Annotated in this window: 23 protein-coding genes; 6 read left to right on the forward strand and 17 right to left on the reverse strand. The window is 57.6% G+C overall.

The window, feature by feature from the left end:
• Window positions 1–92 precede the first annotated feature (92 nt).
• Both OUO13_RS19850 and OUO13_RS19855 read left to right on the forward strand, forming a co-directional pair.
• Window positions 93–2,069, forward strand: coding sequence for a RecQ family ATP-dependent DNA helicase (locus OUO13_RS19850; protein WP_283175648.1), 1,977 nt, complete (start codon window positions 93–95; stop codon window positions 2,067–2,069).
• 339 nt (window positions 2,070–2,408) lie between these two features.
• Window positions 2,409–3,023 (forward strand): trimeric intracellular cation channel family protein, encoded by a 615-nt coding sequence (locus OUO13_RS19855; RefSeq protein WP_283175649.1) that lies wholly within the window; start codon window positions 2,409–2,411, stop codon window positions 3,021–3,023.
• An 18-nt stretch (window positions 3,024–3,041) separates the two neighbouring features.
• Here OUO13_RS19855 and OUO13_RS19860 read toward each other — a convergent pair whose 3' ends face one another.
• The 8 genes from OUO13_RS19860 to maiA all read right to left on the reverse strand — a co-directional run bounded on the left by OUO13_RS19860 (window position 3,042) and on the right by maiA (window position 12,588).
• Window positions 3,042–4,262 (reverse strand): nucleoside recognition domain-containing protein, encoded by a 1,221-nt coding sequence (locus OUO13_RS19860; protein WP_283175650.1) that lies wholly within the window; start codon window positions 4,260–4,262, stop codon window positions 3,042–3,044.
• Between the two features lie 108 nt (window positions 4,263–4,370).
• Window positions 4,371–5,360, reverse strand: coding sequence for a TRAP transporter substrate-binding protein (locus OUO13_RS19865; RefSeq protein ID WP_283175651.1), 990 nt, complete (start codon window positions 5,358–5,360; stop codon window positions 4,371–4,373).
• Between the two features lie 1,596 nt (window positions 5,361–6,956).
• Window positions 6,957–8,228, reverse strand: a complete 1,272-nt coding sequence (locus OUO13_RS19870) for a TRAP transporter large permease (RefSeq protein WP_283175652.1) — start codon at window positions 8,226–8,228, stop codon at window positions 6,957–6,959.
• Window positions 8,228–8,764 carry a TRAP transporter small permease gene (locus OUO13_RS19875; protein WP_283175653.1) on the reverse strand — a complete coding sequence of 179 codons (537 nt, stop codon included), beginning with the start codon at window positions 8,762–8,764 and terminating at the stop codon, window positions 8,228–8,230. The genes OUO13_RS19870 and OUO13_RS19875 overlap by 1 nt, the downstream gene beginning before the upstream one ends.
• A gap of 167 nt (window positions 8,765–8,931) precedes the next feature.
• On the reverse strand, window positions 8,932–9,915 hold the full coding sequence (locus OUO13_RS19880) for a TRAP transporter substrate-binding protein (protein ID WP_283175654.1): 984 nt from the start codon (window positions 9,913–9,915) through the stop codon (window positions 8,932–8,934).
• Between the two features lie 102 nt (window positions 9,916–10,017).
• Window positions 10,018–10,713 carry a fumarylacetoacetate hydrolase family protein gene (locus tag OUO13_RS19885; protein WP_283175655.1) on the reverse strand — a complete coding sequence of 232 codons (696 nt, stop codon included), beginning with the start codon at window positions 10,711–10,713 and terminating at the stop codon, window positions 10,018–10,020.
• A gap of 90 nt (window positions 10,714–10,803) precedes the next feature.
• The gene (locus OUO13_RS19890; protein ID WP_283175656.1) at window positions 10,804–11,847 is read right to left on the reverse strand and encodes a cupin domain-containing protein; all 1,044 of its coding nucleotides are present in this window, start codon (window positions 11,845–11,847) and stop codon (window positions 10,804–10,806) included.
• A 99-nt stretch (window positions 11,848–11,946) separates the two neighbouring features.
• Complete coding sequence (maiA, locus tag OUO13_RS19895) at window positions 11,947–12,588, reverse strand: maleylacetoacetate isomerase (RefSeq protein ID WP_283175657.1); 642 nt, start codon at window positions 12,586–12,588, stop codon at window positions 11,947–11,949.
• Between the two features lie 150 nt (window positions 12,589–12,738).
• Between maiA and OUO13_RS19900 the strand changes: the two genes are divergently transcribed.
• On the forward strand, window positions 12,739–13,671 hold the full coding sequence (locus OUO13_RS19900; RefSeq protein WP_283175658.1) for a LysR family transcriptional regulator: 933 nt from the start codon (window positions 12,739–12,741) through the stop codon (window positions 13,669–13,671).
• A 15-nt stretch (window positions 13,672–13,686) separates the two neighbouring features.
• On the opposite strand, the gene OUO13_RS19905 is transcribed toward OUO13_RS19900, so the two are convergent.
• A complete protein-coding gene (locus OUO13_RS19905; protein WP_283175659.1) occupies window positions 13,687–13,938 on the reverse strand; it encodes an FmdB family zinc ribbon protein in 252 nt (83 codons plus the stop codon).
• Between the two features lie 159 nt (window positions 13,939–14,097).
• Between OUO13_RS19905 and OUO13_RS19910 the strand changes: the two genes are divergently transcribed.
• On the forward strand, window positions 14,098–14,586 hold the full coding sequence (locus OUO13_RS19910; RefSeq protein ID WP_283175660.1) for a hypothetical protein: 489 nt from the start codon (window positions 14,098–14,100) through the stop codon (window positions 14,584–14,586).
• 930 nt (window positions 14,587–15,516) lie between these two features.
• Here OUO13_RS19910 and OUO13_RS19915 read toward each other — a convergent pair.
• A complete protein-coding gene (locus OUO13_RS19915) occupies window positions 15,517–16,440 on the reverse strand; it encodes a LysR family transcriptional regulator (RefSeq protein ID WP_283175661.1) in 924 nt (307 codons plus the stop codon).
• A 142-nt stretch (window positions 16,441–16,582) separates the two neighbouring features.
• Between OUO13_RS19915 and OUO13_RS19920 the strand changes: the two genes are divergently transcribed.
• Window positions 16,583–17,521 carry a DMT family transporter gene (locus OUO13_RS19920; protein ID WP_283175662.1) on the forward strand — a complete coding sequence of 313 codons (939 nt, stop codon included), beginning with the start codon at window positions 16,583–16,585 and terminating at the stop codon, window positions 17,519–17,521.
• Here the strand turns inward: OUO13_RS19920 and OUO13_RS19925 are convergent, their stop codons facing one another.
• The 4 genes from OUO13_RS19925 to OUO13_RS19940 all read right to left on the reverse strand — a co-directional run bounded on the left by OUO13_RS19925 (window position 17,522) and on the right by OUO13_RS19940 (window position 21,406).
• Window positions 17,522–18,001, reverse strand: a complete 480-nt coding sequence (locus OUO13_RS19925) for a MarR family winged helix-turn-helix transcriptional regulator (protein ID WP_283175663.1) — start codon at window positions 17,999–18,001, stop codon at window positions 17,522–17,524.
• Between the two features lie 224 nt (window positions 18,002–18,225).
• Window positions 18,226–19,281, reverse strand: coding sequence for a TRAP transporter substrate-binding protein (locus OUO13_RS19930; protein WP_283175664.1), 1,056 nt, complete (start codon window positions 19,279–19,281; stop codon window positions 18,226–18,228).
• Between the two features lie 137 nt (window positions 19,282–19,418).
• Window positions 19,419–20,375, reverse strand: coding sequence for a PDR/VanB family oxidoreductase (locus OUO13_RS19935; protein WP_283175665.1), 957 nt, complete (start codon window positions 20,373–20,375; stop codon window positions 19,419–19,421).
• Entirely contained in the window at window positions 20,375–21,406 is a 1,032-nt protein-coding gene (locus tag OUO13_RS19940; RefSeq protein ID WP_283175666.1) for an aromatic ring-hydroxylating dioxygenase subunit alpha, read from the reverse strand. Before OUO13_RS19940 ends, OUO13_RS19935 begins: the two co-directional genes overlap by 1 nt.
• 206 nt (window positions 21,407–21,612) lie before the next feature.
• Between OUO13_RS19940 and OUO13_RS19945 the strand changes: the two genes are divergently transcribed.
• Window positions 21,613–22,281 (forward strand): GntR family transcriptional regulator, encoded by a 669-nt coding sequence (locus OUO13_RS19945; RefSeq protein WP_283175667.1) that lies wholly within the window; start codon window positions 21,613–21,615, stop codon window positions 22,279–22,281.
• A 772-nt stretch (window positions 22,282–23,053) separates the two neighbouring features.
• On the opposite strand, the gene OUO13_RS19950 is transcribed toward OUO13_RS19945, so the two are convergent.
• The 3 genes from OUO13_RS19950 to OUO13_RS19960 are packed head-to-tail and all read right to left on the reverse strand — an operon-like array spanning window position 23,054 to window position 25,939.
• On the reverse strand, window positions 23,054–24,373 hold the full coding sequence (locus tag OUO13_RS19950; protein WP_283175668.1) for a TRAP transporter large permease: 1,320 nt from the start codon (window positions 24,371–24,373) through the stop codon (window positions 23,054–23,056).
• The gene (locus OUO13_RS19955; RefSeq protein WP_283175669.1) at window positions 24,366–24,887 is read right to left on the reverse strand and encodes a TRAP transporter small permease; all 522 of its coding nucleotides are present in this window, start codon (window positions 24,885–24,887) and stop codon (window positions 24,366–24,368) included. Before OUO13_RS19955 ends, OUO13_RS19950 begins: the two co-directional genes overlap by 8 nt.
• Window positions 24,884–25,939 carry a TRAP transporter substrate-binding protein gene (locus OUO13_RS19960; protein WP_283175670.1) on the reverse strand — a complete coding sequence of 352 codons (1,056 nt, stop codon included), beginning with the start codon at window positions 25,937–25,939 and terminating at the stop codon, window positions 24,884–24,886. Before OUO13_RS19960 ends, OUO13_RS19955 begins: the two co-directional genes overlap by 4 nt.
• Window positions 25,940–26,204: the final 265 nt, after the last annotated feature.

Consider the following 26,204-nt stretch of genomic DNA (forward strand, 5'->3'; position numbering starts at 1 on the left):
TCACGCCAAAGCGCTGGCCATCAGCGACAGAGCCGTTACACTCCCCTCCTATTCCATGTCATCCAGTTGAACCCGTTTCAGGGAGGGAACGTATGCAACCGTTATGGCAAGCGCCGTTACAGCAGTATTTTGGCTTTGAGAGCCTGCGCCCCGGCCAGCAGCCGGTGGTTGAGACGATTCTGGCCGGGCGTTCGGCTGCGGCGATTTTTCCGACCGGTTCCGGCAAGTCGTTGTGTTACCAGCTACCCGCCCTGTTGCTGCCACACCTGACGCTGGTGATTTCGCCGTTGCTGGCATTGATGCAGGACCAGGTGCAGTTTCTGAAGTCAAAAGGCATTGCCGCCGCCACCATTGATTCCAGTCAGAGCCCGGATGACACCAAAGCGGTGATGCAGGCAGCCCGTAGCGGACAGCTGAAGATTCTGATGGTGTCGGTGGAGCGTCTGAAAAACGAACGCTTTCGCCAGTTCATCAGTGACGTGCCCATTTCCATGCTGGTCGTGGACGAGGCCCACTGCATTTCCGAGTGGGGCCATAACTTCCGCCCGGATTACCTGAAGTTACCCGAGTATTGCCGTCAGTTTGCGGTGCCACAAGTGTTGTTGCTGACCGCAACCGCCACTCAGGCGGTGATCAGTGACATGCAGCAGCATTTTGATATTGCCCCGCAGGATGTGGTGGTAACCGGTTTCCATCGCCCCAACTTACGCCTGTTAGCCCAGCCGACCGCCGAGACAGACCGGATCAACAAGTGCGCCACCTGGTTGCATTACCTGGCGGAGAAGTCGGCCAGCAAACAACAGGCGTTTGCCGCCATTATTTATGTAACCCTGCAAAACACCGCCGAAACCGTGGCCTCCCAGCTGGCACGGCAATTACCGTTTCCGGTGCAGGCTTATCACGCCGGTATGGACAGTGACGAACGGGAACGTATCCAGAGCGCGTTTATGCGCGGCGATATTCCGGTGATTGTGGCCACCATCGCCTTCGGAATGGGTGTGGATAAAAGCAATATCCGTCAGGTGATTCACTACGACTTGCCAAAGTCGGTCGAGAACTACAGTCAGGAAATTGGCCGCGCCGGCCGTGATGGCAAACCGTCAGACTGCATCATGCTCGGGGATGCCTCCGGTCTGACCGTGTTGGAGAACTTTGTCTACGGCGACACCCCGGAGCTGTATGGTATTCAGGCGGTGCTGGATAACATTCGCTCACAGCTGCAGGGCAATCAGTGGGAAGTGCTGATGACTCCGCTGTCGAACAGCACCAATATTCGCCAGTTACCCCTCAAGACCCTGCTGGTGAATCTGGAAATGCGCGGAGTATTAACCTCGCAGTACAGCTATTTCGCCGAGTACCGTTATCAGCTGGAAATCAGCGAATCCGCACTGTTTGGTCATTTTGATGATGAGCGCCGCCAGTTTCTGGCCACCATGATCAACACCAGCCAACGTGGCCGCAGCTGGTTTACCCTCAATATCAGTGCCCTTGAACAGGCGCTAGGCCCCCAGCCGGGCCACACACCGGTGCGGGCGCGAGCCCTCAGTGCGCTGGAGTTCTGTGCCGCCCGTGGCTGGTTAAAGCTCGAAAGCAAACAGATGACCGACGTGTATCGGGTTAATCCGCAATTGCTGGCCGACCCGGCGCTGGCCACCAGCCTGCACCAGCATTTTGTCCACAAGCAGCAGAATGAAATCCGCCGCATTCACAGCATGCTCGACCTGTTCCGCCAGCCGGTCTGTATCTCGCGCCAGCTCGCCAACTGGTTTGGTGATGCCATGCAACAGGACTGCGGCACCTGTTCGGTATGCCGCGGCCAATTCCGGCCATGGCCAGAGATCACACGCGCCCAGTCATTGGCCAGCCTCGACCGCCGCAGCCTGACCGGCCCGTTACAGCAGGCGATTCAGCAGACCTTTGGCCAGCCAGCCTCAACCGAACTCCTCACCCGTTTCCTGTGTGGTATCCAGGTGCCCTGGTTCAGCAAGGTCAAAGCCCGCCAGATGGCCGGATTCGGCAAACTCGAACAAGTGCCGTATGCCGAGGTAAAAGCCTGGTTGGAAAGCTGAGCGGCAGCGAACACGGGAGAACCGATGGGCATAAATGCCCATCCTGCTGATACGTCGGCAATGGATTCGGCACGACCCGGCGTTGTGGCCAATACGGCATGTTTGTATCCAGGACGATGTTTTGGGCACTCAGCCTGTATTTGCCCAAAACCGGCATTAACCACTGCGTTTCCGCCACTCTGGCGAGGTAAACACTCCGGAAGCGTTCAATTTCCGAGCAACAAATGGTTTGGCTTTGACTACACTGCAGTTCAGGCTCGACCGTTCTCCCCCGCAGATAACGACCATCGAGCCTTTCCTTTTTCTCCCCTCTCGTGATCGCCGCCGGAATGGTTCCCCATGGAATTTTCGCCTACTACCCTGTCAATTCTGTACTGGTCAACGCTGTTGTCGTCGGTGGCATCCGGCGCGGCCGCCGTGATTGATTGCCGCCGCAAGCAGTTTGATCTGTTCGGGGTTTTGATGGTGGCATTTTGTGCCGCCCTGGGTGGCGGTACCTTGCGGGATGTGGCGCTTGACCGTCCGGTGTTCTGGATTGCCGATTCCAGCAACCTGGTGTTTGTGTGGCTGGGAGCACTGGCGACGTTTTTTGTGGCGCGCAAGATCGAGCTGTCGGCCAACCGTTTTGAAATTCCCGATGCCATCGCTCTCGGGCTGTTTACCGTGGCCGGTACACACGCGGCGCTGATGATGAACACCGACTGGGTGGTTGCCAGCTTTATGGGAGTGATTACCAGTGTGGCCGGTGGCATCCTGCGCGATATTCTGCTGAACGAAGAACCACAGGTATTCAAATGTCAGGTGTATGCCACCGCCAGCTGGGTCGGTGCGTTGTTGTACGTCGCCATGTGGCACCGGGTTGATCCCAACCTGGCGGCGGCGATTACCGCAATCACCGTTACCCTGCTGCGCTTTGGCGCCTTGCGCTGGAACTGGACGCTGCCAAAAGCCTGATCGTGGCAAAACCACGGGTTAACCAAAAAACCAGATACCCACCAGCACGGCGGTGGTTAACCCGACCAGATCACACAACAACCCGGCCCACAGGGCATACCGCATACGGGTAATGCCGACCACACCAAAATACACTGTCAGCACGTAAAACGTGGTTTCGGTAGAGCCCTGCATAATCGCGGCAATGCGCCCCGGCAGTGAATCCACCCCCTGCTGGTTCATCACATCCAGCATCAGCGCCCGCGCACCACTGCCGCTGAACGGTTTCATAAAGGCCACTGGCAAGGCATCGACAAAACCGGTCGCCAGCCCGACCAACCCCAATAACCAGCGAATACCATCCAGCAGCCATTCCAGCGCACCACTGGCACGGAACAGGGCAATCGCCACCAGCATCGCCACCAGATACGGAATCAGCTGCACCGCGGTTTCAAATCCACTGCGTGCACCCGCCACAAACTCCTCGTAAACCGGCACCTTGCGGGCCCAGCCAGCCCCAATAAACAACGCCACAATGGCCAACAACAAACCGTTGGCCAGTTGTTCCGACACCGGCCCCAGAGCGCTGGCCGGTAACAGGCTGAGCCAGTACACAAAGGCGCTGATCAGCACCACCAGCCCCCCCAGAAACGCCAGAATCACCGCATCCACACGGATTTTCTGAATCGCCATCACTGCCAGCAAACCGGCCATGGTCGAGGCGCAGGTGGCCAGCAGAATCGGAATAAACACATCGGTAGGATTAGCGGCACCGAGCTGGGCGCGGTACATAAAAATCGAAATCGGCAGCAGGGTCACCGACGAGGTATTCAGCACCAGAAACAGGATCTGGGCATTGGTCGCGGTGTGTTTGACGGGGTTGAGGCTTTGCAGCTCTTGCATGGCACGAATGCCCAGCGGGGTTGCGGCGTTATCCAGCCCCAGCATGTTGGCAGCCAGATTCATGCAAATAGCGCCCTGGGCCGGATGTCCGGCGGGCACCTCCGGCATCAGACGTAAAAACAGCGGCGACAGGCCACGGCTCAGACGTTCGATCAGACCCGCCTGTTCGGCGATCCGGAACAAGCCCGACCACAACGCCAGCAGGCCAATCAGGCCGAGGGAAATCTCCACCGCCAGTTTGGCCATATCAAACATGGCCTTGACCACCGCGGCGAGAATCGCCGTATCACCCCCAAGCCACTGCAGGGCGGTGCTACCAATACCGATCAGAAATAACGCCGCCCAGACCTGATTCACCGCCGCCACCTGTTTGTTGGATCACTACTGTCAGGTGTAGCAGTTTACACGCCGTCCGGGAGGCTGGCAGGCATCCTGTTGATACCTGCCACACGCATTACGGCAGAGTTATTGAACGTTGGTAATAAAATGACCAATCGCCGGAGTCGCCGTGCTGTACTGTTTAACGATGTTGTCACCCACCTGCTGGAAACCCTGCAGGTCTGGTTGCACCACGTTCACACCTTCGGCTTTCAGGTGTGCGAGGTTGGCCACTTCCGCTTCGGCCTGTTTCTGGAAGCCCCAGCTTTCGGCTTCCTGGAAGGCTTTGGTCACCATCTTGCGATCAGCATCCGACAGGCCATCCCACCACTTGCGCGACGCCACCATCACACCGGGAAACGCCATGTGGTTGGTGAACAGCAGGTTCGGCGCCTGTTTGTAGAGCTGCAGGCCAACGGCCATATCGAGGTCAACATCAACCGCATCCAGCTGACCGGCAGCCAGCGCCGGCGCTACATCACTGATGGCCAGTTGCACGGGAGTTGCTTGCAGGTTTTTCCACCAGTCCTGGAATACCGGAGCCGGGAAAGCACGGACTTTCATATCCTTGAAATCAGCAACCGACTGCACCGGTTTCACTGAAATCACCTGACGCATACCGGACAAGGCATAACCCAGGCCCACCATTTGATGCTCGTTCAGTGACGTCAGCATATTGCGGGCGTCTTCGTTACGGGTAGCCTTCGCCACCGCGGTCACATCGGCAAAGCGGTACGGCATGTACCAGCCGGTAAACGCCGGTTCAAACCCGGCCAGACTGCCTACGGTCAGAATCGCCAGCTGCATGTTGTTGGTCTGCAACTGGGCGATCATTTCCGGCTCACCCTGCAGCTTCGCCAGCGACGACATACGAATGTGGTACTGACCATTACTGGCTTTTTCGAGGTTATCGTTAAAACGGTCAGACACCTGATTCCAGATATGCCCCGGTGGCGACACCATACCGATTTTCAGGGAAGCCGCTTCAACAGCACTGGATGCAAAACCGACCAACCCCACCATCAGGGAAGCCAGCAAACGGCGGTGACCGCCAGCAAGACGAACAGAAAGGGTCATGTTTACCTCGTGAACTCACAGCAACGATGTGCCCATGGCCTCCCTGCCAAATGGACCAATACGGGTCAGAGCAGGCAGGTTACCCATGATTTGCTACAAATTCACCTGACAATCCGGCTGTCTTACCAAAAACGCTCGTAAAGCTGAGCCAGAGCAAAAAGCCATTGGCTGCTGATAAAAATGTCGGGCGTCGGGCCGGGCCGCGTTCGGATCGGGCGTTGGGCGTTGGGCACGATTTTTTGTGGGCATAAATGCCCACCCTACAACAGAGCATCTATTTACACCGATTTAACCCACCGAAGGTGGCCGCCAAATGCCCATCTGGGCGAGCCGGGATTCACCGCAACCGCCGCCCCGGCCGGGGCATGGATGCCCCGCCAGCTCAGTTGGCACATGGATGTGCCATCTGAGCGGGGTCGAAACGCGGTTGTCGGTGAAAACCGGAGACACGAGCCCAGCCGGGCAAAAGCAGGGGGAGGCCCGCCCGGCCGGGGGACAAGGTCCCCCAGGAGGGCAAGCGGCCTGGCCAATTAACAAGCCGAGTAGACGTCGGGCGTCGGGCGTCGGGCGTCGGGCGTCGGGCGTCGGACGTCGGACGAAAAGCATGAGCCAGATGCCAGACGTAGAGTCGGATCTTGTGGGCATAAATGCCCACCCTACAACAGAGCATCTATTTACACCGATTTAACCCACCGAAGGTGGCCGCCAAATGCCCATCTGGGCGAGCCGGGATTCACCGCAACGGCCGCCCCGGCCGGGGCATGGATGCCCCGCCAGCTCAGTTGGCACATGGATGTGCCATCTGAGCGGGGTCGAAACGCGGTTGTCGGTGAAAACCGGAGACACGAGCCCAGCCGGGCAAAAGCAGGGGGAGGCCCGCCCGGCCGGGGGACAAGGTCCCCCAGGAGGGCAAGCGGCCTGGCCAATTAACAAGCCGAGTAGACGTCGGGCGTCGGGCGTCGGGCGTCGGGCGTCGGGCGTCGGACGTCGGACGAAAAGCATGAGCCAGATGCCAGACGTAGAGTCGGATCTTGTGGGCATAAATGCCCACCCTACAACAGAGCATCTATTTACACCGATTTAACCCACCGAAGGTGGCCGCCAAATGCCCATCTGGGCGAGCCGGGATTCACCGCAACGGCCGACCCGGCCGGGGCATGGATGCCCCGCCAGACCCGTTGGCACAGGGACGTGCCATCGGGTCGGGGTCGAAACGCCGTTGTCGGTGAAAACCGGAGACACGAGCCCAGCCGGGCAAAAGCAGGGGGAGGCCCGCCCGGCCGGGGGACAAGGTCCCCCATGAGGGCAAGCGGCCTGGCCAATTAACAAGCCGAGTAGACGTCGGACGAAAAGCATGAGCCAGACGCCAGACGCCAGACGCCAGACGTAGAGTCGGATCTTGTGGGCATAAATGCCCACCCTACAACAGAGCATCTATTTACACCGATTTAACCCACCGAAGGTGGCCGCCAAATGCCCATCTGGGCGAGCCGGGATTCACCGCAACGGCCGACCCGGCCGGGGCATGGATGCCCCGCCACATAAAAAAACAGCGGCCACAGCCGCTGTAAATGAGGAGTCAGAATAACAAACGTCTTACTGCATCAGGCTCGGCAGCCACAACGACAACTCCGGCACCAGCGCGATAATCACCATACAAACGGCCATCGCCAGCAGGAACGGAATCATGGCCCGGAACAGCGCCATCATGGGTAATTCCGCGGTGGTCATGGCGATGTACAAACCCGGCCCAACGGGCGGTGTAACCAGACCAATCAGGGTCGCCAGGCTGATCACCACACCAAAGTGAATCGGATCAATGCCGAAGTTCTGCGCCACCGGCAGCAGGATCGGCACAATCACAATCATCACGGCAATACTTTCGAGGAACATGCCCAGCACAATCACCAGCGCATACACCAGCATCAGGAATACCCACGGAGATTCAGTGAGGCCGGAAATCCAGTCCACCATCTCGTCCGGCACCCCTTCAAACGACAGCGCCCAGCCCAGAATCGAGGCGGCGGCAATCAGTCCGGTAATGGTGGCAGTACTGGTGGCAACCGAGGCAAATATCTCACCGAGATCGGCAAAACGAATGGATTTGTACACCAGCATTCCGATCAGAAACGACATCACCGAGGCAATGGCACCGGCTTCGGTTGGCGTCATCACACCGGTGATGATGCAGATGATGACCACCACCGGGATGGTGCCCGGCAACAAGCCGTCGATCAGGTCCTTGCGAACGTTCTTGTGCTGGATGTGTTCACCGGATGGCAAACCCTTGATCAGGCCCGTCAGGAAAATCACGCTGGCAAAGCCGAAAATGATGAGGATGCCCGGCAGGATACCGGCAATAAACAGATCGGAAATCGGCTGGTACGCCACTACGCCGTAAATAATCATCAGCATCGACGGCGGAATAATCGGCCCCAGCAAACCACCGGCAATGGTGACCGCGGCTGAGAATTCCTTGTTGTAGCCCTTCTCGACCATGCTCGGAATCATCAGACGGCTCATCACCGAAATCTGTGCCGTGGCCGAACCCAGAATCGAGGCTGCCATGGCATTGGTGAGCAGGTTGACGTACGCCATACCACCGCGGAAGCCACCCACAAACACATCGGCCGCGTTCATCAGGCGTGAGGTCAGGCCACCTTTGTTCATCAGCTCGCCCACCAGCATAAACAGCGGAATCGCCAGCAGGCCGTTCTGGTTCAGTGAACCGTACAGCTGGATCGGCAGAGAACTGAGCAACAGGGTCATATCGGTTTCGCCGAGGAATACCTGGGTACCCAGAATCAGGGTCAGGAAAATCGGCAGGCCCACCAGCAGGGCCACAAAAAAGACAATCAGGGTAATCATCAGCGTGCCTCACCAGAGTTCTGGTTATTGCTGCCTGCCAGTAAACCCACCGGGCTGGCGGCTTTGGCAGGAACCAGCAGTTTCACCAGCTGGTGAAACGCCATGCAGTAAAACGAAAACACCAGTACGGAGTAGTTGTACCAGCGTGGAATACCGGTTGTCGGGGAGATGTCGCCGCGAATTTCCGGACGCTGAATCCACTCGGTGGCGTAGTAACACAGCAGAACCAGCACCACCAGCCCGACCAGATCCAGTACCCGCATCAGCACACCGGCCGCCGGTGCTGGCAGGATGTTGAGCAGGAAATCGACCCGTACCGCCTTGCCGGCATGAATCAGGTAACTGGCCCCGAGGAAGGAAATAATGATCAGAATCTGTACCGATACTTCTTCGGCCCAGAACAGCGGGCTGTTGAAGAAATACCGCAGGATCACCTGTACGCACAGGATCAGGGTCAGAGCAGCCGTCAGCGCAATCATCAGCCAGCGTTCAGAGCGGCCAACGACAGAGTCAAAAGAATCCAGTTGTGTGAGCATGAGTACCTCGGGGCATCCCGATCAGCCACGCCCGGCACCGCCATGCGCAATATCCACAAGAACATTCCACAGGGCGATGCCGGTTCCATCCTGGAGCGCAGCGGGTTAACAGGTCCGCTGCCAGCGGCCTGCATTGTTATGGTCTGGCGAAAATAACGGTGGAGAGATCAGCGGTTTTCTTCGTAGAACGCCTTGATGTCTGCGTTTTCGGACATGTAACGGCCGTTGATCTTGTTCATCACTGGCTGCAGGCTGACCTTGTCGAACGGCACAATGGTCACACCGGCTTTTTTCAGTACATCCAGATTGCTGACTTCAGCTTCGGCCTGTTTCTCGAAGCCCCAGCTTTCTGCTTCCGCGAAGGCTTTTTTCACCTGTGCACGCTGGGCATCACTCAGACCGTCCCACCAGGTTTTGGAGGCCACCACAATGCCCGGGAAAGCCATGTGATTGGTGAGGGTCAGATTGGGTGCCTGCTGGTACATCTTCATGCCCACCACGATATCGAGGTCAACGTCGACGGCGTCGAGCAGGTTGGTGGTCAGCGATTGGGATACTTCGGAAATCGGCATGGCGGTTGGTGCAGCACCCAGCTCCTGCCAGAAATCGTTAAACACCTGGTTCGGGAAAGAACGGATTTTCTTGTTGGCAAAGTCATCGACGGAATCCATCGGTTTGGTCGACAACACATGGCGCATACCGGCGAAGGTGTACCCCAGACCCACCAGCTTGTGGGCTTCGAGTTTCTGCAGCATGGCCTGAGCTTGTGGTTTGTGAGCGGCATCGGCAGCGTCACGCACATCATCAAACAGACCCGGCAGGAACCAGCCGGAAATAGACGGTTCGCGGTTCGACAGTACACCGGCGGTCAGTACCGCCAGTTGCATACCACCGGATTGCAGCAGGTCGATCATCTGCTGTTCACCACCCAGCTTGGACAGCGGGAAGATCTTGATCTTCATGTCCTTGGCGGTTTCCTGCTGGAGGTTGTTATCAAAACGTTCGGACACCTGATTCCAGATATGGCTGGGTGGCGTCACCATGCCCATACGCAGGGTTTCGGCCTGAGCTGCCAGAGTGGCCGCCATCAGCGATACACCCAGTACGGCACTGGAGAGGGTTTTGCGGAAAAAGCTGAGTGATGCAGTCATGTCAAAAGCCTTATTTATTGTTGTTGGTGTGGTCTTGTTGTCTGTTCCGTTGTCGTTCGGGCCGGTCTGGTGGTAACCGGCCCTGTGCTGCGCGACAGTCGCTCAGGCGATGGTCAGGCTGATGCTGCCAACCTGATCAATGCTGCCGGTGATCACATCACCCGCCACTACCGGGCCTACGCCCTCTGGCGTACCGGTGTAAATCAGGTCGCCTGGCTGCAGGTGGTAGAACTGTGACAGGTGGGCAATCACTTCGCGGACGTTCCAGATCAGCAGGTTGAGATCGGAGCTCTGCTTAACTTCGTCACCCACTTTCAGTTCGATCTTGCCGCTGTTGATCAGGCCGATTTCGGCTTTTGGCACAATCGGGGAGATCACCGCAGACTCTTCGAAGTTCTTGCCCAGATCCCATGGCCGACCGGTTTCACGGGCTTTCAGCTGCAGGTCTCGACGGGTCATGTCGAGGCCGCAGGCATAGCCGTAAATCAGCTCATCCGCATCGGCTTCGGCCACTTCAAAACCGGCCTTGCCAATGGCAACCACAAATTCCATCTCGTAGTGGTAGTTGGCGGTTTTTGGTGGGTAAACCACGGTGCTGCCAGTGGCAACCAGGTTGCTGGCGTCTTTCAGGAAGTAGAACGGTTCCTGCGTGTTCTTATCGACGGCCACACCCATTTCCGCGGCGTGGGCCAGATAGTTACGGCCAACGCAGAAAATGCGATTCACCGGGAAACGGGTTTCGGTACCAGCGATGGCCGTGGTGACTGGCTCGCGGGCCGGGAACAGGAATTGGCTCATGGTAAATCTCTCGTTTATCGATATCGGGTTGGCGCGGCAGCCGGGCTGCCGCGCAGTTATTCATTTACCGGTCAGGTACCGGTCAGCCACTCAGAAAATGCCGAGGTAACGGTGCAGCGGTGCTTCGTCAGCAGTGATCAGGAACGCCGGTTCAGTGGCAGAGGCGTTGCTCAGGGTCAGCTGGGTGTAACCCGGTGCGCAGAAGGTATCGCGCTCGATCCAAACCAGCGGGTCAGTGGCAGCCGGATGACCTTCCACTTTGAGCTGGCCTGCACCTTCCACCGCATGGAACACCACCGGGCAGGTACGTTTTGGCAGCACCAGGGTTTCCCCCGGACGCAGCATCAGTGCACCAAAACCAATACTCGGGAACAGGCTGTTGCCGTTTTCCGGGTTTACGTAGCTGATGCTGAGCATGCCCTCGGCATATTCGGCGGCCATTTCCACCAGACAGGCTCGGGTTTTGGCCCATGGATAACGCAGCATCGGACTGTTGCTGCTGCCGCGCTGGAAGCCGGTGTTTGGCACCACACCAGCGGCGCTGTATTCCGCAAAGGATTTGTCGCGCTGGGAGCGCAGTTGCTGGGTTTCACCTTCCATCGCCCACGAGCTTTCAAGGCGATACACCAGCGGCAGGTCGAGAATATCGAGCCACACAATCGGGCCCTGACCTTCGTGATGATGTTCGTGCCATTTGCCGGACGGGGTCAGGATCAGGTCACCACGCTCCATACGGCATGGCTCACCATCCACAGTGGTGAAAGCGCCTTCACCCTCAACAATCACCCGGACGGCATTCGGGGTATGACGATGGTTAGGGGCGGTTTCACCCGGCAGGATCAGCTGCAGACCGAGATAAATACTCGGCGTGGCCTGCATGTTTTCCAGGCCATGACCCGGGTTGGCCAGCACCAGCACACGGCGCTCGGCTTTTTCCATCGGGGTCAGTTCACCGGCCTGCAACAGCAGTGGACGCACGGATTCATAGTCCCAGCACAGAGGACGGGTATTGCGGGTCGGAACATGCGGTGGCAATACGGCACGCATGCTTGGCCACAACGGCACCAGATTGCGGCTGCTGAGATCTTCACGATATTGCAGCGGCAGGTCTTCGAGTTTTCCGAGTTCGTGCATCTTGTTATTCCTCTGAACCGGGCTCAGCGCCCTGTTGTTCCTGTTGTTATTGTTGCGATACGGCTTCGGGGTCCACCCGCCTGGCGAGTGGTAATCGCCTTAACGAATGACGTCAGGCTGGTTGGCCGGGGCTGCCTGGATAAACGCTGGCAGCTGCTGGCAATGTTCATAAATCGCCATGATCCGTGGGTAAGCACTGAGATCGCAGTTCATACGCAGAGCGTTGGCGACCTGTGGAACCAGGCACACATCGGCGAGGGTTGGTTCGTCACCAAAGCAGCAACGACCAAAGCCATGACGCTCGAGCAGACCTTCAACGCCGTCAAAACCTTCACGAATCCAGTGGCTGTACCAGTCCTGTTTCTGCTGGTCGCTGGCACCCAGTTCGCGGGCCAGATAACCGAGAATGCGCAGGTTGTTGACCGGGTGCATGTCGCAGGCGATCAGGTTCGACACCTCCAGTACACGAGCGCGTGCCAGTGGCTCCTGCGGGATCAGGCGCGGTTGCGGATGGGTGTCGTCGAGGTACTGGATAATCGCCATCGACTGGCTGATGTGGTTGCCCTGTTCATCCACCAGCAGTGGCACACCCTTGCCCGGATTCAGGCGGGTGTAGTCGGGCTGGCGTTGTTCGCCGGTACGGATATTGACGCCGGTATAGGCGTAACTGAGGCCTTTCAACGCCAGGGCAATTCGCACCCGGTAAGACGTTGAGCTGTTGAAAAAACTGTAAAGCTGCATTGTTGTTATCTCCGGTCCTGACCTGCTGCAGGGCGGTCGGTGGATGCGACGGTTGCGCACACCCTTGGTTGACACAAACGATTATTGACCTCTTCAACCTAGTTCGAATAATGATGCTTTACGATAGAGCTATATAGCTGAGGTTATACCTTGAACTGGACCAAACAGTTGCGCCTGAAACACCTTGCCTTGCTGATTGAACTGGCCGAGAGCGGCAGCCTCAGTGATGTGGCACGCCACAGTTTCACTACCCAGCCGGGGCTGTCGAAATGGCTGAAAGAACTCGAAGACGATGTTGGCGCACCGTTATTCGAGCGCCATGCCCGCGGTCTGCGCCCGACGGCACTGGGGGACGTCATGATCCAGCATGCCCGTCGAATCCTGTCGGAGGTTGATCGTGCCAGTCAGGACGTCAACGCTTTGCGCCAGGGCGGCAGCCGGATTCTGTCGATTGGCACCTCACCGGCAGCCGCACCGGCATTTGTGCCAGCGGCCATGATGCGGTTTATGGAATTGCATCCGCAGATTCGCCTGCGAGTTGAGGAAGGCACCATGAACGAAATGCTGGCGCAGCTGGAGCTGGGCAAACTCGATCTGGTGGTGGGACGTATGGATAACTATCGGCCACGGCCGACGCTATCGAGTGCGATTCTGTACAGCGAACGCCTGCGGGTTGTGGCCCGCCCCGGCCATCCGCTGGCCGGGCGCAGTGATCTGGGCTGGGATGATCTCTATAACTATCAATGGATCGTCTGGCCTGATGGCACCCCGATCCGCGCCAAACTCGATATGGCCCTCACCGCCGCGGGCCGCAAACCGGCACCGGCGCAGGTGGAGTCGTCATCCCAGATCGCCAACCTGTGGCTGATCAAATACAGCAACATGCTGTCGATCAGCTCGGAGCGCGTGGCCCGTCACTTCAGTGAGCGCGGCCTTGTTGTACCGCTGGATATGCAGATTGAACACGCCGATGGCGCGGTGGGCATGTGCTGGCGCGATGAAGGCAGCCCTGATCCGCTGCTGCGCAGCCTGATTGACTGCTTCCGGGAACAGAGCCGACGGATGGAAAACGGCGAGGAATAATCCGCCGTTTGCGGTTCAGCCCATACAACTGCCGCTGCAACCACCACGGGCACAGGCCGGGGCTTCGGGATTTTTTAATACGCGGTTGTTCACGACCCCGGCGGCACTCAGCAAACGGGTAACGGCGCTGTCGGCGGGAATGCTGGCATCCAGTGGCAGGTTGGCGGCATCGCAGAGTTCGGCCCAGGTTTTCGGGCTGAGGCTCATGGAATGGTGGACTTCATAGGTCTGGCCATTGGCTTCACAACGGTAATCGTAGGTAGGCATCGTCAGAATCTCCGGTGAATTCGATCTGGCGCCAATATGGGGGCTGGCGCTGGTGAAAACAAATGCCTTGCAGCGGGGACTTGCCTCAGGTCAGATTCGGCCTGTCATACCCATCCAAAATGTCACACCTGCCCGGACGGACTCAACTCAAGGAAGCTTATGTACTACTGGAATATCCGCGCCCTCAAACAGGATCTTATCCACAACCGTCTGAGCCAGCGGGCTGTGCTGATTTATATCGGCAGTTATCTGCTGCTGGCACAGCTGTTTATCGAGCTGTCGCCGTTTTTGCCACATGTCAGCACGCCGTCCTCCAGTGATCTGATTCGTCCGGCGCTGGATCTGGTGCTGCTGATGGCAGTGTTGCTGGGCAGTTATCGCGCCAACGGTGGCAGCCAGGGACAGTATCTGGCCGAGCGTCTGTTCAGTATCAGTTTTGTGGTGAGCACCCGGGCACTGGTAGTACTGCTGCCGGCGCTGGTCATACTGGTAGTAGCCGCCGGTATGTTATTGCCACGCCTCGGCCTGAGTCTGGATCTGCTGATGCCGATCACCAATACCACCCTGCTGCTGTGGGGCGCGGTTCTGGCATGGCGCATCATTGTGCATATCGGTGACGTCGCCCGCGCCCGGCCAGACGGCGGATAACGCCTCGGCGATAACGCCCAACATAGATTGCCGACGTTGCCCAGCGTAGCTGACAAATAACAAGCCGAATAGCCGTCGGACGTCGGACGTCGGACGTCGGACGTCGGGTGCGATTTTTGTGGGCATAAATACCCATACTACAACAAAGCATCAATTTGAAACGATTTCACCCAGCGCAGCTGGCTACCGTTAATTGCCCATCTGGGCGAGCCGGAATTCACCGCAACGGCCGACCCGGCCGGGGCATGGATGCCCCGCAAGGCCCGTTGGCACAGGGATGTGCCATCGGGCCGGGGTCGAATAGCCGTTGTCGGGGAATACCGGAGGCACGAGCCCAGTCGGGCTCAGCAGGGGGAGGCCCGCCCGGCCGGGGGACAAGGTCCCCCAAGAGGGCAAGCAGCCTGGCCAATTAACAAGCTGAGTAGACGTCGGACGTCGGGTGTCGGGTGTCGGGTGTCGGGTGTCGGGTGTCGGGTGTCGGAAGAACAGCATCCAGACCCAAACCACCAGCACAACATTCCCACGCAGGAGCGTGGGAACGAGAAAGTATCCATCAACACCGGCTTTGCCCACCGAAGGTGGCTACAAAATGCCCATCTGGGCGAGCCGGAATTCACCGCAACAGCCGACCCGGCCGGGGCATGGATGCCCCGCCAGACCCGTTGGCACAGGGACGTGCCATCGGGTCGGGGTCGAAAGCTGTTGTCGGGGAATACCGGAGGCACGAGCCCAGTCGGGCTCAGCAGGGGGAGGCCCGCCCGGCCAGGGGACAAGGTCCCCCAAGAGGGCAAACAGCCAGGCCAATTAACAAGCCGAATAGCCGCGAAGCGCCTGACGTCGGACGTCGGGCGTCGGGCGTCGGGCGTCGGGCCGCTCACGTTAATCCGATGACGGTAAAAGCGTAAAAGTGCCTGGCTGATCGGCATCCGACTAATGCTCCAGCCATTCCTCCAGAGTCGGCTCCTGCTGCGCCTGTTGCAGCAGGAAATCGATCAGCAAGCGCAGCCGATACGGCTGGTGATCCCGATCCCGATACAACAGGCACGACTGCCGCCGCAGGCCCAGCCACTGCGGTAATACCCGCACCAGTTCGCCACGCCGAATCGCTGGCAAGGCCAGCCAGCACGGCAACAAACCTATCCCCAGACCGTTTTTGACGGCGGTGGTGGCGATGTCGTAATCGTTGACCCGCACCCGTGTATTGGCCGCTGGCAGCACCCGATAGTGCTGCTGGCCGTCAGTGGTTTCCAGATCCCAGTTGATGATCGGGCTGACCGCCACCAGCGGTTGCTGGTCGAGTTCACGCGGATGGCTGAGCGCCTGCCATTGCGGGCGCTGACTGGCGGCGCAGAGGATAAAACCAAAATCCATCAGCGGCCGCGCAATCCAGTTATCCAGTCCGGGATCCCCCACACGAATGGCCAGATCGATCTGGTTGGCGACCATATCGAGGTTGTTGTTGGACAACATCAGGTCGATATCAATGGCCGGATACTGCTGCAAAAAGCGATTGAGCATTTCCCCCAGCCAATAACGGGTCACACCGACCGGCGCGGTAATACGAATCAGGCCACTGGCGTCACGCGCTTCCTGATCCAGGCTCGCAGACACCTGGCCCAGTTCGTTAAACAGCGGACCGCAACGCTGCAGATACTGCTCACCCGCGCTGGTGAGTTGCAGGCGGTGGGCATCCCGATGCAGAAGCCGCAAATCGAGGTCCTGCTCCAGACGACTGACACGGCGACTGAGTGTGGAGACCGGCATCTGCAACAACTCCGCCGCCTTGCTGAAGCTGCCGGCGCGGCAGACGTGCCAGAACAGGTACAAATCATCGAGGGAGTATTTAATTTCCATTATTGCAACAAGTGGTTCCTGGATTGGCCATAACACTATAAAAATGAAATCTATATTCTGACTCCCTGCTCGTCAAATACCCTCGGCCCAGGTCAACCAAAAGGCACGACGATCCGTTTTACGCTCATCGGGAGAGTGCTTTATGCCGTCATTAACCCCTGCACGCTCGGCCATGCTGATGTTGCTGGTGTGTGTGTTTTTCTGGGGCAGCGTGTTTCCGCTGGCCAAAATGATTCTGCAGGAGATCTCCGGCCTGTCGCTGGTGATCTGGCGTTTTCTGCTGGCGTCGGTCTGCCTGGCGTTGTATCTGCTGGCGCGCCAGACACGCTGGGTCAAACTGCAACCACGCCAGTTTGTAACGCTGGCGTTACTCGGGGTGTTGGGCGTCGGCGGTTTTAACCTCGCACTGTTCGAAGGCCTGCCCCATACCGATGCCACCAACGCGGCACTGGTGATGGCGCTGAATCCGTTAACCACCTCGGTACTGGCAGCGCTGATGGCCAGACGCTGGTTAACCGGCTGGCAGTGGGCCAGTCTGCTGATGGGCCTCAGTGGTGTGGCGCTGGTGATTACCCGTGGCGATTTGCATCTGCTGCAGCAGCAAGGGGTCAATCATGGTGACCTGCTGATTGTGCTGGGTATGTTCTGCTGGAGCCTGTTTGTGGTGTTGTCACAACGGGTTAACCACTGGTTGCCGTCGATGCAGTTCACCCTGCTGACCATGGTGTCCGGCAGTCTGGCGATTGCGTTCTTCAGCCTGTTTGATCCGACTGTACACCCATGGCCGGAACTGCAGCAGCTGAGCACTCACAGCATCTGGCTGCTGGTGTATGTGTCGTTGTTCGGAACCGTGGTGGCGTATCTGTTCTGGAATCAGGGTGCGGCGCAACTGGGCCCTGCCAAAGCAGCGCTGTTTTTTAACCTGGTGCCGGTGTTTGCGGCGCTGGTCGGCCTGGCGCTGGGTCAGCCGCTGACCAATGTGCAGATGGGCGGGATGTTGCTGGTGATTGCCGGTCTGACCCTGCCGGGCTGGTTGCAGCGGCAGGTTCAGAATCGGCAAGCGGCACTGGCGGCGGGGTAATTATTCCTCGCAGGCAGGCGCATCCGAACGGGATTCGGTGAGGCGGGAAAGAATGTCGATCAGCCATTCTTTTTCGCCTTCTTTCAGCAGGCCGTAGAAATCGGCTTCGTGCTGCTGCACTCGGGCTTCAATCACCTGATAGTAACTTTCACCGTGTTCGGTGAGGTACAGGGCGTAGGAGCGACGGTCTTTCTGGGATGGACGACGTTCTACCAGATCCATTTTTTCGAGCTTGTCGACCGCAGCCACCATGGCCGAGCGATCGTTGCCCAGCGCCTGGGCAATGGCGGTCTGGGTCAGGCCCGGATTACGCGCCACAATCACCAGCACTCCGAACAGACCGGGGCTGATCCCCAGATCGTTACAGGCAACAGCAAAGTTGTTGAAAAACACCAGCTGGGCCCGACGCAGGCGGTAGCCGATCAGTTCGTTGAGAATACCGAAGTCGATAGTCTCGTTGTCTTGGGTTGTGGATGACATGAGTAACCTTCACTGAACAAGGGGCTGACCATCGTTGCCACACAAAACCGGCAACCAATTCTGGCCGTCACGATGAAAGTGAAAGTATAACGAAAAAAGCACTATTTTTTTTATAATTGTTGATCAGTCCACCAATTAAATATGCTTATCAGCAAAATACCCCACGGATCGAGCTATCCGTGGGGTTACTGCCAATCCCGGAGCGGCAGCTATAGGTAGAAGTGTTATTCGGAACGCGCTACACGTGCCTCACTGTATTTGTTGATCAGGGCGTTGGCCTTCTCATACAGGGCTTTGCCGTCATGGCCTGCTTCGGTCATTTCCTTGATCCAGCCATCGGTAACCGGCTGCATGTCGGCACGCCATTTGGCGGTTTCTTCGGCACTCAGGGTTTCGAAGGTGTTACCACGCTGTTTGGCGATCTCCAGACCAGCCTGTTCGTTCTTGTCGAACGCCCGACCGATAAAACCGGCCAATTCCACACCGGAGTTCTGATCGATCACTTTCTGCAGATCAGCAGGCAGCTTTTTATAGCTGTCGTTGTTCATCACAAACAGGAAGAACTGGGTATACAGACCACGGTCACCCGCAAACTGGGTGTGGTATTTCACCAGTTCGTGGATCTTCAGTGGGGATACCACTTCAAACGGCAGCATGGTGGAATCCACCACCCCTTTGGACAGGGCAGAGGTCATCTGGGTCACCGGCATAAACATCGGGCTGGCACCGAGATCGGTCATGGCATCGGCCATGATTTTGTTCGGGGCACGCATCTTGATGCCTTTGAGGTCCGCTTCACGGGTAATGGAGTGTTCGCGGTTATGCAGGCTGCCCGGTGCGTGAGTGTGCATGGCCAGCAGGTGGACATCTTTTAATTCCTCCTGCATTTCCTGCTCGGCGTATTCCTGCAGGGCCTTACTGGTGATTTCGGCGCTGACCGGCATAAACGGCAGCTCAAACACACCAGCCGACGGGAAACGACCCGGGGTGTAACCACCCACGGTCCAGATCAGATCAACAACGCCGGTACGGGCCTGGTCAAACAGTTGTGGTGGCGTGCCACCCAGCTGCATGGCCGGATAAATTTCGATGTGCAAACGACCGCCAGAGTCTTTTTCGACCTTGTCGGCCCAGGGCTGGATAAAGTCACGGTGCGCGCCGGACATTGGCGGCAACATGTGGTGCAGTTTCAGAGTGTATTCCGCTTCGGCGTGGGCAGCCGTGGTGGAAAATCCACCAAATACCAGCGCCAGAGCCGCAATTACGCGTTTGATTTTCATGAGTGTGTACCCTTTTTATTGTTATCGTCGGTTATTGGAATCCTTTCTCACGGCGGCACCAATGTTGCCCCGTGGTTGCCCCAAATGGGGAAACTCCCCTTTCTGTTCATGCCGTCCGCTGCGTTTGGGCGTGCCGGTTAACCCGGCAGGTCCAGCACCAGATACGAGCTTTTGGCGCGTGAACAACAAGGCGTGAACTGGTCGTTGGCGGCCTGTTCTTCCTCGGTCAGATACAGATCGCGATGGTCTGGCTCACCTTCCAGTACGGTAGTGAGGCAGGAGCCACAAATACCCTTGCCACATGACACCGCCACTGCCAGGCCGTTAGCGGCCAACACGTCGGCAACGGTCTGGTCGGCGCCCACGTTAAAACTGCGGTTGCCGACGCGGACTTCAAAACTGCCTGCAGGCACATCACTGACTGGCGTTTCGACGTTGAAATACTCACGATGCAACTGGCTGTCGGCCCAACCGGCGGCACGAGCGCTGGCCAGAATCTGGTCGATAAACCCCTGCGATCCACAGACGTACAGCTGTTCATCGGCGGCCGGATTGGCCAGCGCCTGAACGCTGTCCATACGGCTGCCTTCGCCACTGCAATGCAGATGACTGCGGCTCGCTAATGGCCCGTCCTGCAGATATTCCAGCAGTGCCGCCTGCGAGCGCTGACGGAAGCTGTAGTGCAGTTCGAACTCGCGTTGTTGCTGCTGCAGTTCATACGCCATCGCCAGAATCGGCGTGATACCAATACCACCGGCAAACAGGCGCACCCGTTTGCCAGCCTGCAAGGCAAAATGATTACGCGGCGCGCTGATGGTCAGCTGATCACCTTCCTGCAGACGTTCATGCACTTCCTGAGAACCACCACGGGAGGCCGGATCACGCAGTACCGCAATGCAGTAGCGGTGAGTTTCACCCGGCGCATTCCACAAGGAATACTGGCGAATCAGGCCACTCGGCAGATGCAGGTCAATATGGGCACCGGCGCTGAAGGCGGGCAGTTCACCACCATCAAGCGCCACCAGTTCATAACTGCGAACCCCTTCGGCGGCCTCATGCAGATTGCGAATACGAACGTTGAGCAGGCTGTCCATCAGGCGTTCCCTTCTTCCGCCAACAGACGGTCGATGATCTTGCGTGACTGCACGCCACCGGCGTCGATGTTGAGCTTCAGCAGTTCACGCTCTGGCCACAGGCTGAGGTTCTGTTGCTGACGCTCCAGCATTTCGAGATCTTCGCCGAAAATCTTGCCCTGACCTTCGCGGATGGTGTTGGTCAGCTCCACATCGGACGGCTTGAAGTTGCGGGCCATGCCCCAGAAGTACCAGTGGGAGGTTTCGGTTTCCGGAGTAATAAAATCGATCACACGGCTGGATGCCTTGAATTGTGGTGCGGCTTCAAAACCACCGTTACCGGCCAGCGCCACACCCACGTCGATCATCACATGGCTTGGTGGTGAAAAACGGCAGATCTGCCAGCGGTCAACCGCTGCGGTTGGATCCAGATCGTTGAATTTCATGGCGGCCTGCCAGAACGGTGGCGCCTGGATGTTTTCCATATAACGGGCAGTGATCACCTCGTCACCGGACACGGTGGTTTCTGGTGCGGCCTCGTCGATTTCTTTCTGGCCGATACTGGTGGAGTGCACGTAGGTTTCGTGGGTCAGGTCCATCAGGTTGTCGATCATCAGACGGTAATCACAATTGATGTGATACAGACCACCACCGTAGGCCCAGTCCGGGCTTTCGGCCCATTCGCACTGTGGCAGCAGGTCTTCACGCGCTTCGGCGGCCTTGCCTGGCCATACCCAGACAAAACCATAACGCTCGATCACCGCAAACGGTTTTACACACGGGAATGCCCGTACACGCTGGCCCGGCATGCTGGCGGTTTTGCCATCACGATTCATGGCCAGGCCGTGGTATCCACACACCAGCTTGCCGTTTTCGACATAACCCAGCGACAGTGGCGCGCCACGGTGTGGGCAGAAATCTTCCACCGCGGCGACCTTGCCTTCGTCGTCACGGTAAAACGCGATCTTCTCACCACAGATGGTCCGCCCCAGCGGGCCGTTGGCAATTTCGTCGGGAGTACAGGCTACGTACCAGGCATTCTTGATGAACATGGGAGTACCTCGAATTCTTGTTGTTATCGTTCGGACTGCTTAATTGGATCCAATTAAACCGCTTAACCCAGTCAAAACCAAGTGCAAATCAACCTTTATGGCTCAATTGGATCCATTCAAACCGGATGCGTTGGCCTGTTCTGGATCCATCAACACCTGAACGACCGTGTTAGAATCGCACCGACACGATTGCTGGAGATTCACGCATGGCAACAACCGGCCAACAGGTACTGGTGACCCTGAGAAACATGATTGCGGACGGCCAACTGGCTGGTGGCAGCCGTTTGGCCGAAATCCCGACAGCCGAGCTGCTGGGGGTTTCCCGTATGCCGGTGCGTATGGCATTCAGCGCGCTGGAGCAGGAAGGGTTTCTGATCAAAAGTGGCCGTGGCTACACCATCCGCGCCATCTCCCGTGGCGAAATTGCCGGCGCGGTCGAGGTACGAGGCGTTCTGGAAGGTCTGGCAGTACGCCAGGCGGTGGAGCGAGGAGCCAGTGAAGAATTACTGACCATACTGCGCGAGTGTTTGCGTGACGGTGATCGTCTGTTTGCCGCAGGCAGTCTGGAAGAAGCCGACTTCGAGCAATACGAAGAAATGAACTGCCGCTTCCACGACGCCATTGTCGACGCCAGCGGCAACCCCGCCGTCGCCGATGCCCTCAGCCGCAGCAGCCATCTGCCATTTGCATCGGTAAAAGCGCTGGCGGTGGATAAAAGCCAGCCAGAACGCGAATTCCGCCGCTTCTATTACGCCCATCTGCAACATCACGCCATAGTAGACGCCATCAGCCGCGGCCAAGCCGCCCGCGCCGAAGCCCTCATGCGAGAACACGCCAACGCCACCCTGCCCTACGTCGACAGCTGGGACGTCTGAATACCGGTTGCAGCCCGGTCGGACACTGGACGCTGGACGCTGGACGCTGGACGCTGGACGCTGGACGAACAGTATCCATCCACACCGATTTCGCCCAGCGCAGCTGGTCACCGTTAATTGCCCATCTGGGCGAGCCGGGATTCACCGCAACGGCCGACCCGGCCGGGGCATGGATGCCCCGCCAGGCCCGTTGGCACAAGGACGAGCCATCGGGCCGGGGTCGAACAGCCGTTGTCGGCGAAAACCGGAGACACGAGCCCAGCCGGGCAAAAGCAGGGGGAGGCCCGCCCGGCCGGGGGACAAGGTCCCCCAAGAGGGCAAACGGCCAGGCAAATTAACAAGCCGAGTAGCCGCGAAGCGTCGGACGCCAGATCCGATCGCGGCCCGGCCAGACGCCAGACGAACAGTATAAATCAACACCGATTTCCCCCAGCGCAGCTGGCTGCCTAATGCCCATCTGGGCGAGCCGGGATTCACCGCAACGGCCGACCCAGCCGAGGCATGGATGCCTCGCAAGGCCCGTTGGCACAGGGACGTGCCATCGGGCCGGGGTCGAAACGCCGTTGTCGGTGAAAACCGGAGACACGAGCCCAGTCGGGCAAAAGCAGGGGGAGGCCCGCCCGGCCGGGGGACAAGGTCCCCCAAGAGGGCAAACGGTCAGGCCAATTAACAAGCCGAGTAGTCGCCAGATCCGATCGCGGTCCGGCCAGACGCCAAAAAGCAAAACGCCGGGCAAGCCCGGCGTTTTGTTGTGATTGCTCCTCGAAGAGTATCAGCCGATCAGGTGTACCAACGTCAGGGTCAACGCCGGGAACATCACCATCAGCACGACCCGGATGAAGTCGGACAGCAGGAACGGAATCACACCCTTGAAGCACTGGGTCAGGCTCAGGTCCTTGTCGAAGGACTGGATGATAAACACGTTCATACCAACCGGCGGAGTGATCAGACCAACTTCCACCACCACTAGCGCAATCACACCGAACCAGATACCCAGATCCGCTTCCGGAATACCGAAGTTCATGGCGGCGATTACCGGGAAATAAATCGGGATAGTCAGCAGGATCATCGCCAGACTGTCCATAAAACAGCCCAGAATCAGGTAACTGATCAACATGATGGTCAGTACCAGATACGGTGACAGCTCAGCACCCAGAATAAACTCCACTCCAACCGATGGCAGCTGGCTCATGGCGATAAACACGCTGAACAGGTCGGCGCCCAGGACGATGAAGAAGATCATCGCAGTGGAAATAGCAGTCTTGATCAGTGCGTCCTTGAATTCTCCCAGACGCAGTTTGCCGTGGGTAAACGCCAGTACTGCGGTCAGGAATACACCCACAGCCGCCGCTTCGTTCGGGGTAAAAATACCGCCGTAAATACCACCCAGAACAATCAGGAAAATGGTGGTGATGTGCCACACATCCTTGGTGGATTTGAATTTCTGTTTCCAGCTGGTTTTTTCTCCAGCAGGACCAGCAGCCGGGTGCAGACGCACGTAAATCGCGATGGCGATCATGTAACCCAGTGCGGCCAGAATGCCTGGAACAAATGCTGCCAGGAACATCTTGGCAATGTTCTGCTCAGTCAGAACCGACAGGATGATCAGTACCATGGATGGTGGGATCAGAATACCCAGAGTACCACCCGCGGCCAGAGCACCGGCTGCCAGACCACCATCGTATTTATGAGATTTCATTTCCGGCAGGGCAACCTTGCCCATGGTGGAAGCCGTGGCCAGAGACGAACCACAAATCGCACCAAATGCCGCACAACCTGCAATCGCTGCCATGGCCAGACCACCACGCAGTTCACCAATCCAGGTGTTACAGGTACGGAACAGTTCACGGGTAATACCAGCACGGGTGGCCAGCTCACCCATCAGGATAAACAGTGGCACAACGGCCAGGTCATCCGATGAAAACTTGGATACCGGTACCGAACCCATGTAGTTCAGAACCGAAGCAGGACCCGCCAGAATGCCATAACCAACAGCACCACAGGCCATCATCGACAGCGCAATCGGCACGCGGAAACTCATCATGACCAGCAGTGCCACAATCATGACCATTGCCAGTTCGGTATTACTCATCACGGGCTCCGGTTACAAACGACAGAATATTTTCGATGGCACTGATGGCCACCACCACACTCGAAAACACACCTACGGCGTACACAATCCACAGCGGCAGTTCGAGAATCATGCTTTGTTCCATGTAGTTGTGGGCATCCACACCACCCTCAAACAGGCGCCAGGCCATTACGGCAGAAGCAACCAGGAACAGCACATCACCAATCATGTCGAGGAAACCACGTTTGCACGGCGACAGATGGTTGGTAAATACGTCTACGATTACGTGACCTTTCTGACGGTGACATTCCGGCAGAAACAGGAATACGGAAATCCCCAGACCGGCTTCCACCAATTCATAGTCACCAGGAATAGCCATATGGAACAAGGCACGTCCGGTAATACTGACCACCGACATGGTGGCCAGTGCCAGCATGATCAGGCCGCCCGTCAGAGCCATCTGACGGGACAACCATGCTGAACCGCGACGCGCCTGCATCAGCCAGCCTGGCTGAGTCAGGGCAACGTTACTCATTTCGCTTCAACCACCTTCTGGTACTTGGCGATCAGTCCATTAGCCTTGTCGTACAGTGCCTGACCATTGGCACCGTCTGCAGTGATGTCGGAAATCCAGGAATCGGTTACCGGCTGCATCAGCTTTTTCCAATTCGCGGTTTCTTCCGGAGTCAGGGTGTAGAAGCTGTTTTTCTCAGCGATAGCAGCGTCTTTACCAACCTGTTCAGCTTCGTCGAACAGCTGACCAATGTGCTGAGCCAGTTCCATACCGGAGTTGTCGTCGATCACTTTCTTCAGATCGGCAGGCAGCTTGTTGTAGGCATCCTTGTTCATGCTGAACAGGAAGAACTGGGCGTACAGACCGCGGTCACCCACGATTTCGGTGTTTTTGCCGGCCAGCTGATGCACTTTCATCGGCTTGACCACTTCATACGGCAGTACCGCTACGTCCAGAACACCCTTGGACAGGGCGCTTGGCATCTGGGTTACCGGCATAAAGACAGGGGAAGCACCCAGCATGGTAAAGGCTTCTGCCATCGCCTTGTTTGGCGCGCGCAGTTTCAGGCCTTCAACATCCTTGGCGGTACGGATTTCTTTTTCACGGGAGTGCAGTGAGCCAGGAGCATGGGTGTGAACAGCGAGGATTTTCACTTCACTCAGTTCGTCCTGCATTTCCTGCTCGGCGTATTCTTCAATCGCCATACTGGTCACTTCGGCAGATGCTGGCATGAATGGCAGCTCGAATACACCTGCTTTCGGGAAACGACCCGGAGTGTAACCACCTACGGTCCAAGTGATGTCGGCCACGCCAGTACGGGCCTGGTCAAACAGTTGTGGCGGGGTACCGCCGAGTTGCATGGCCGGGAATACATCAATCTTGATGCGGCCATTGGATTCTTCCATCACTTTCTTTGCCCATGGCTCCAGGAATTTCTGGTGGGCCATCGACATAGGAGGCAGGAAGTGATGCAGCTTGAATGTAAATTCAGGCTCGGCAGCGTTCACGTTGATAGCAGAAGTCATACCAGCAACGGAAAGCCCCAGGGCTACCAGCAAATGTTTGAATCTCATGTTGTGCACCTTGTTATTGTTATAGGTTTATTACCCAGCGTGTTCTGGAGTCCGGGCTCACTATGACACGCAAAGCTATAGTTATCTGCCAAACTGTTGATGTCAACAACAGTTTAGTCAGCTACCATGCTCTCACCAGCAGCAGCAAGGTTTGCGGGGCTGCTGTGGTTTCGGGCCAAAAACTAACACCCTGCAGCATGTGGGTATAATTAAATCGAGATAGACACTATTCATTTTTTGCATAGATTCATGCCATTTACCGAAT

This window comes from Parathalassolituus penaei (genome assembly GCF_026626885.1).
Taxonomy (GTDB): Bacteria; Pseudomonadota; Gammaproteobacteria; order Pseudomonadales; family Oceanobacteraceae; genus Oceanobacter; species Oceanobacter penaei.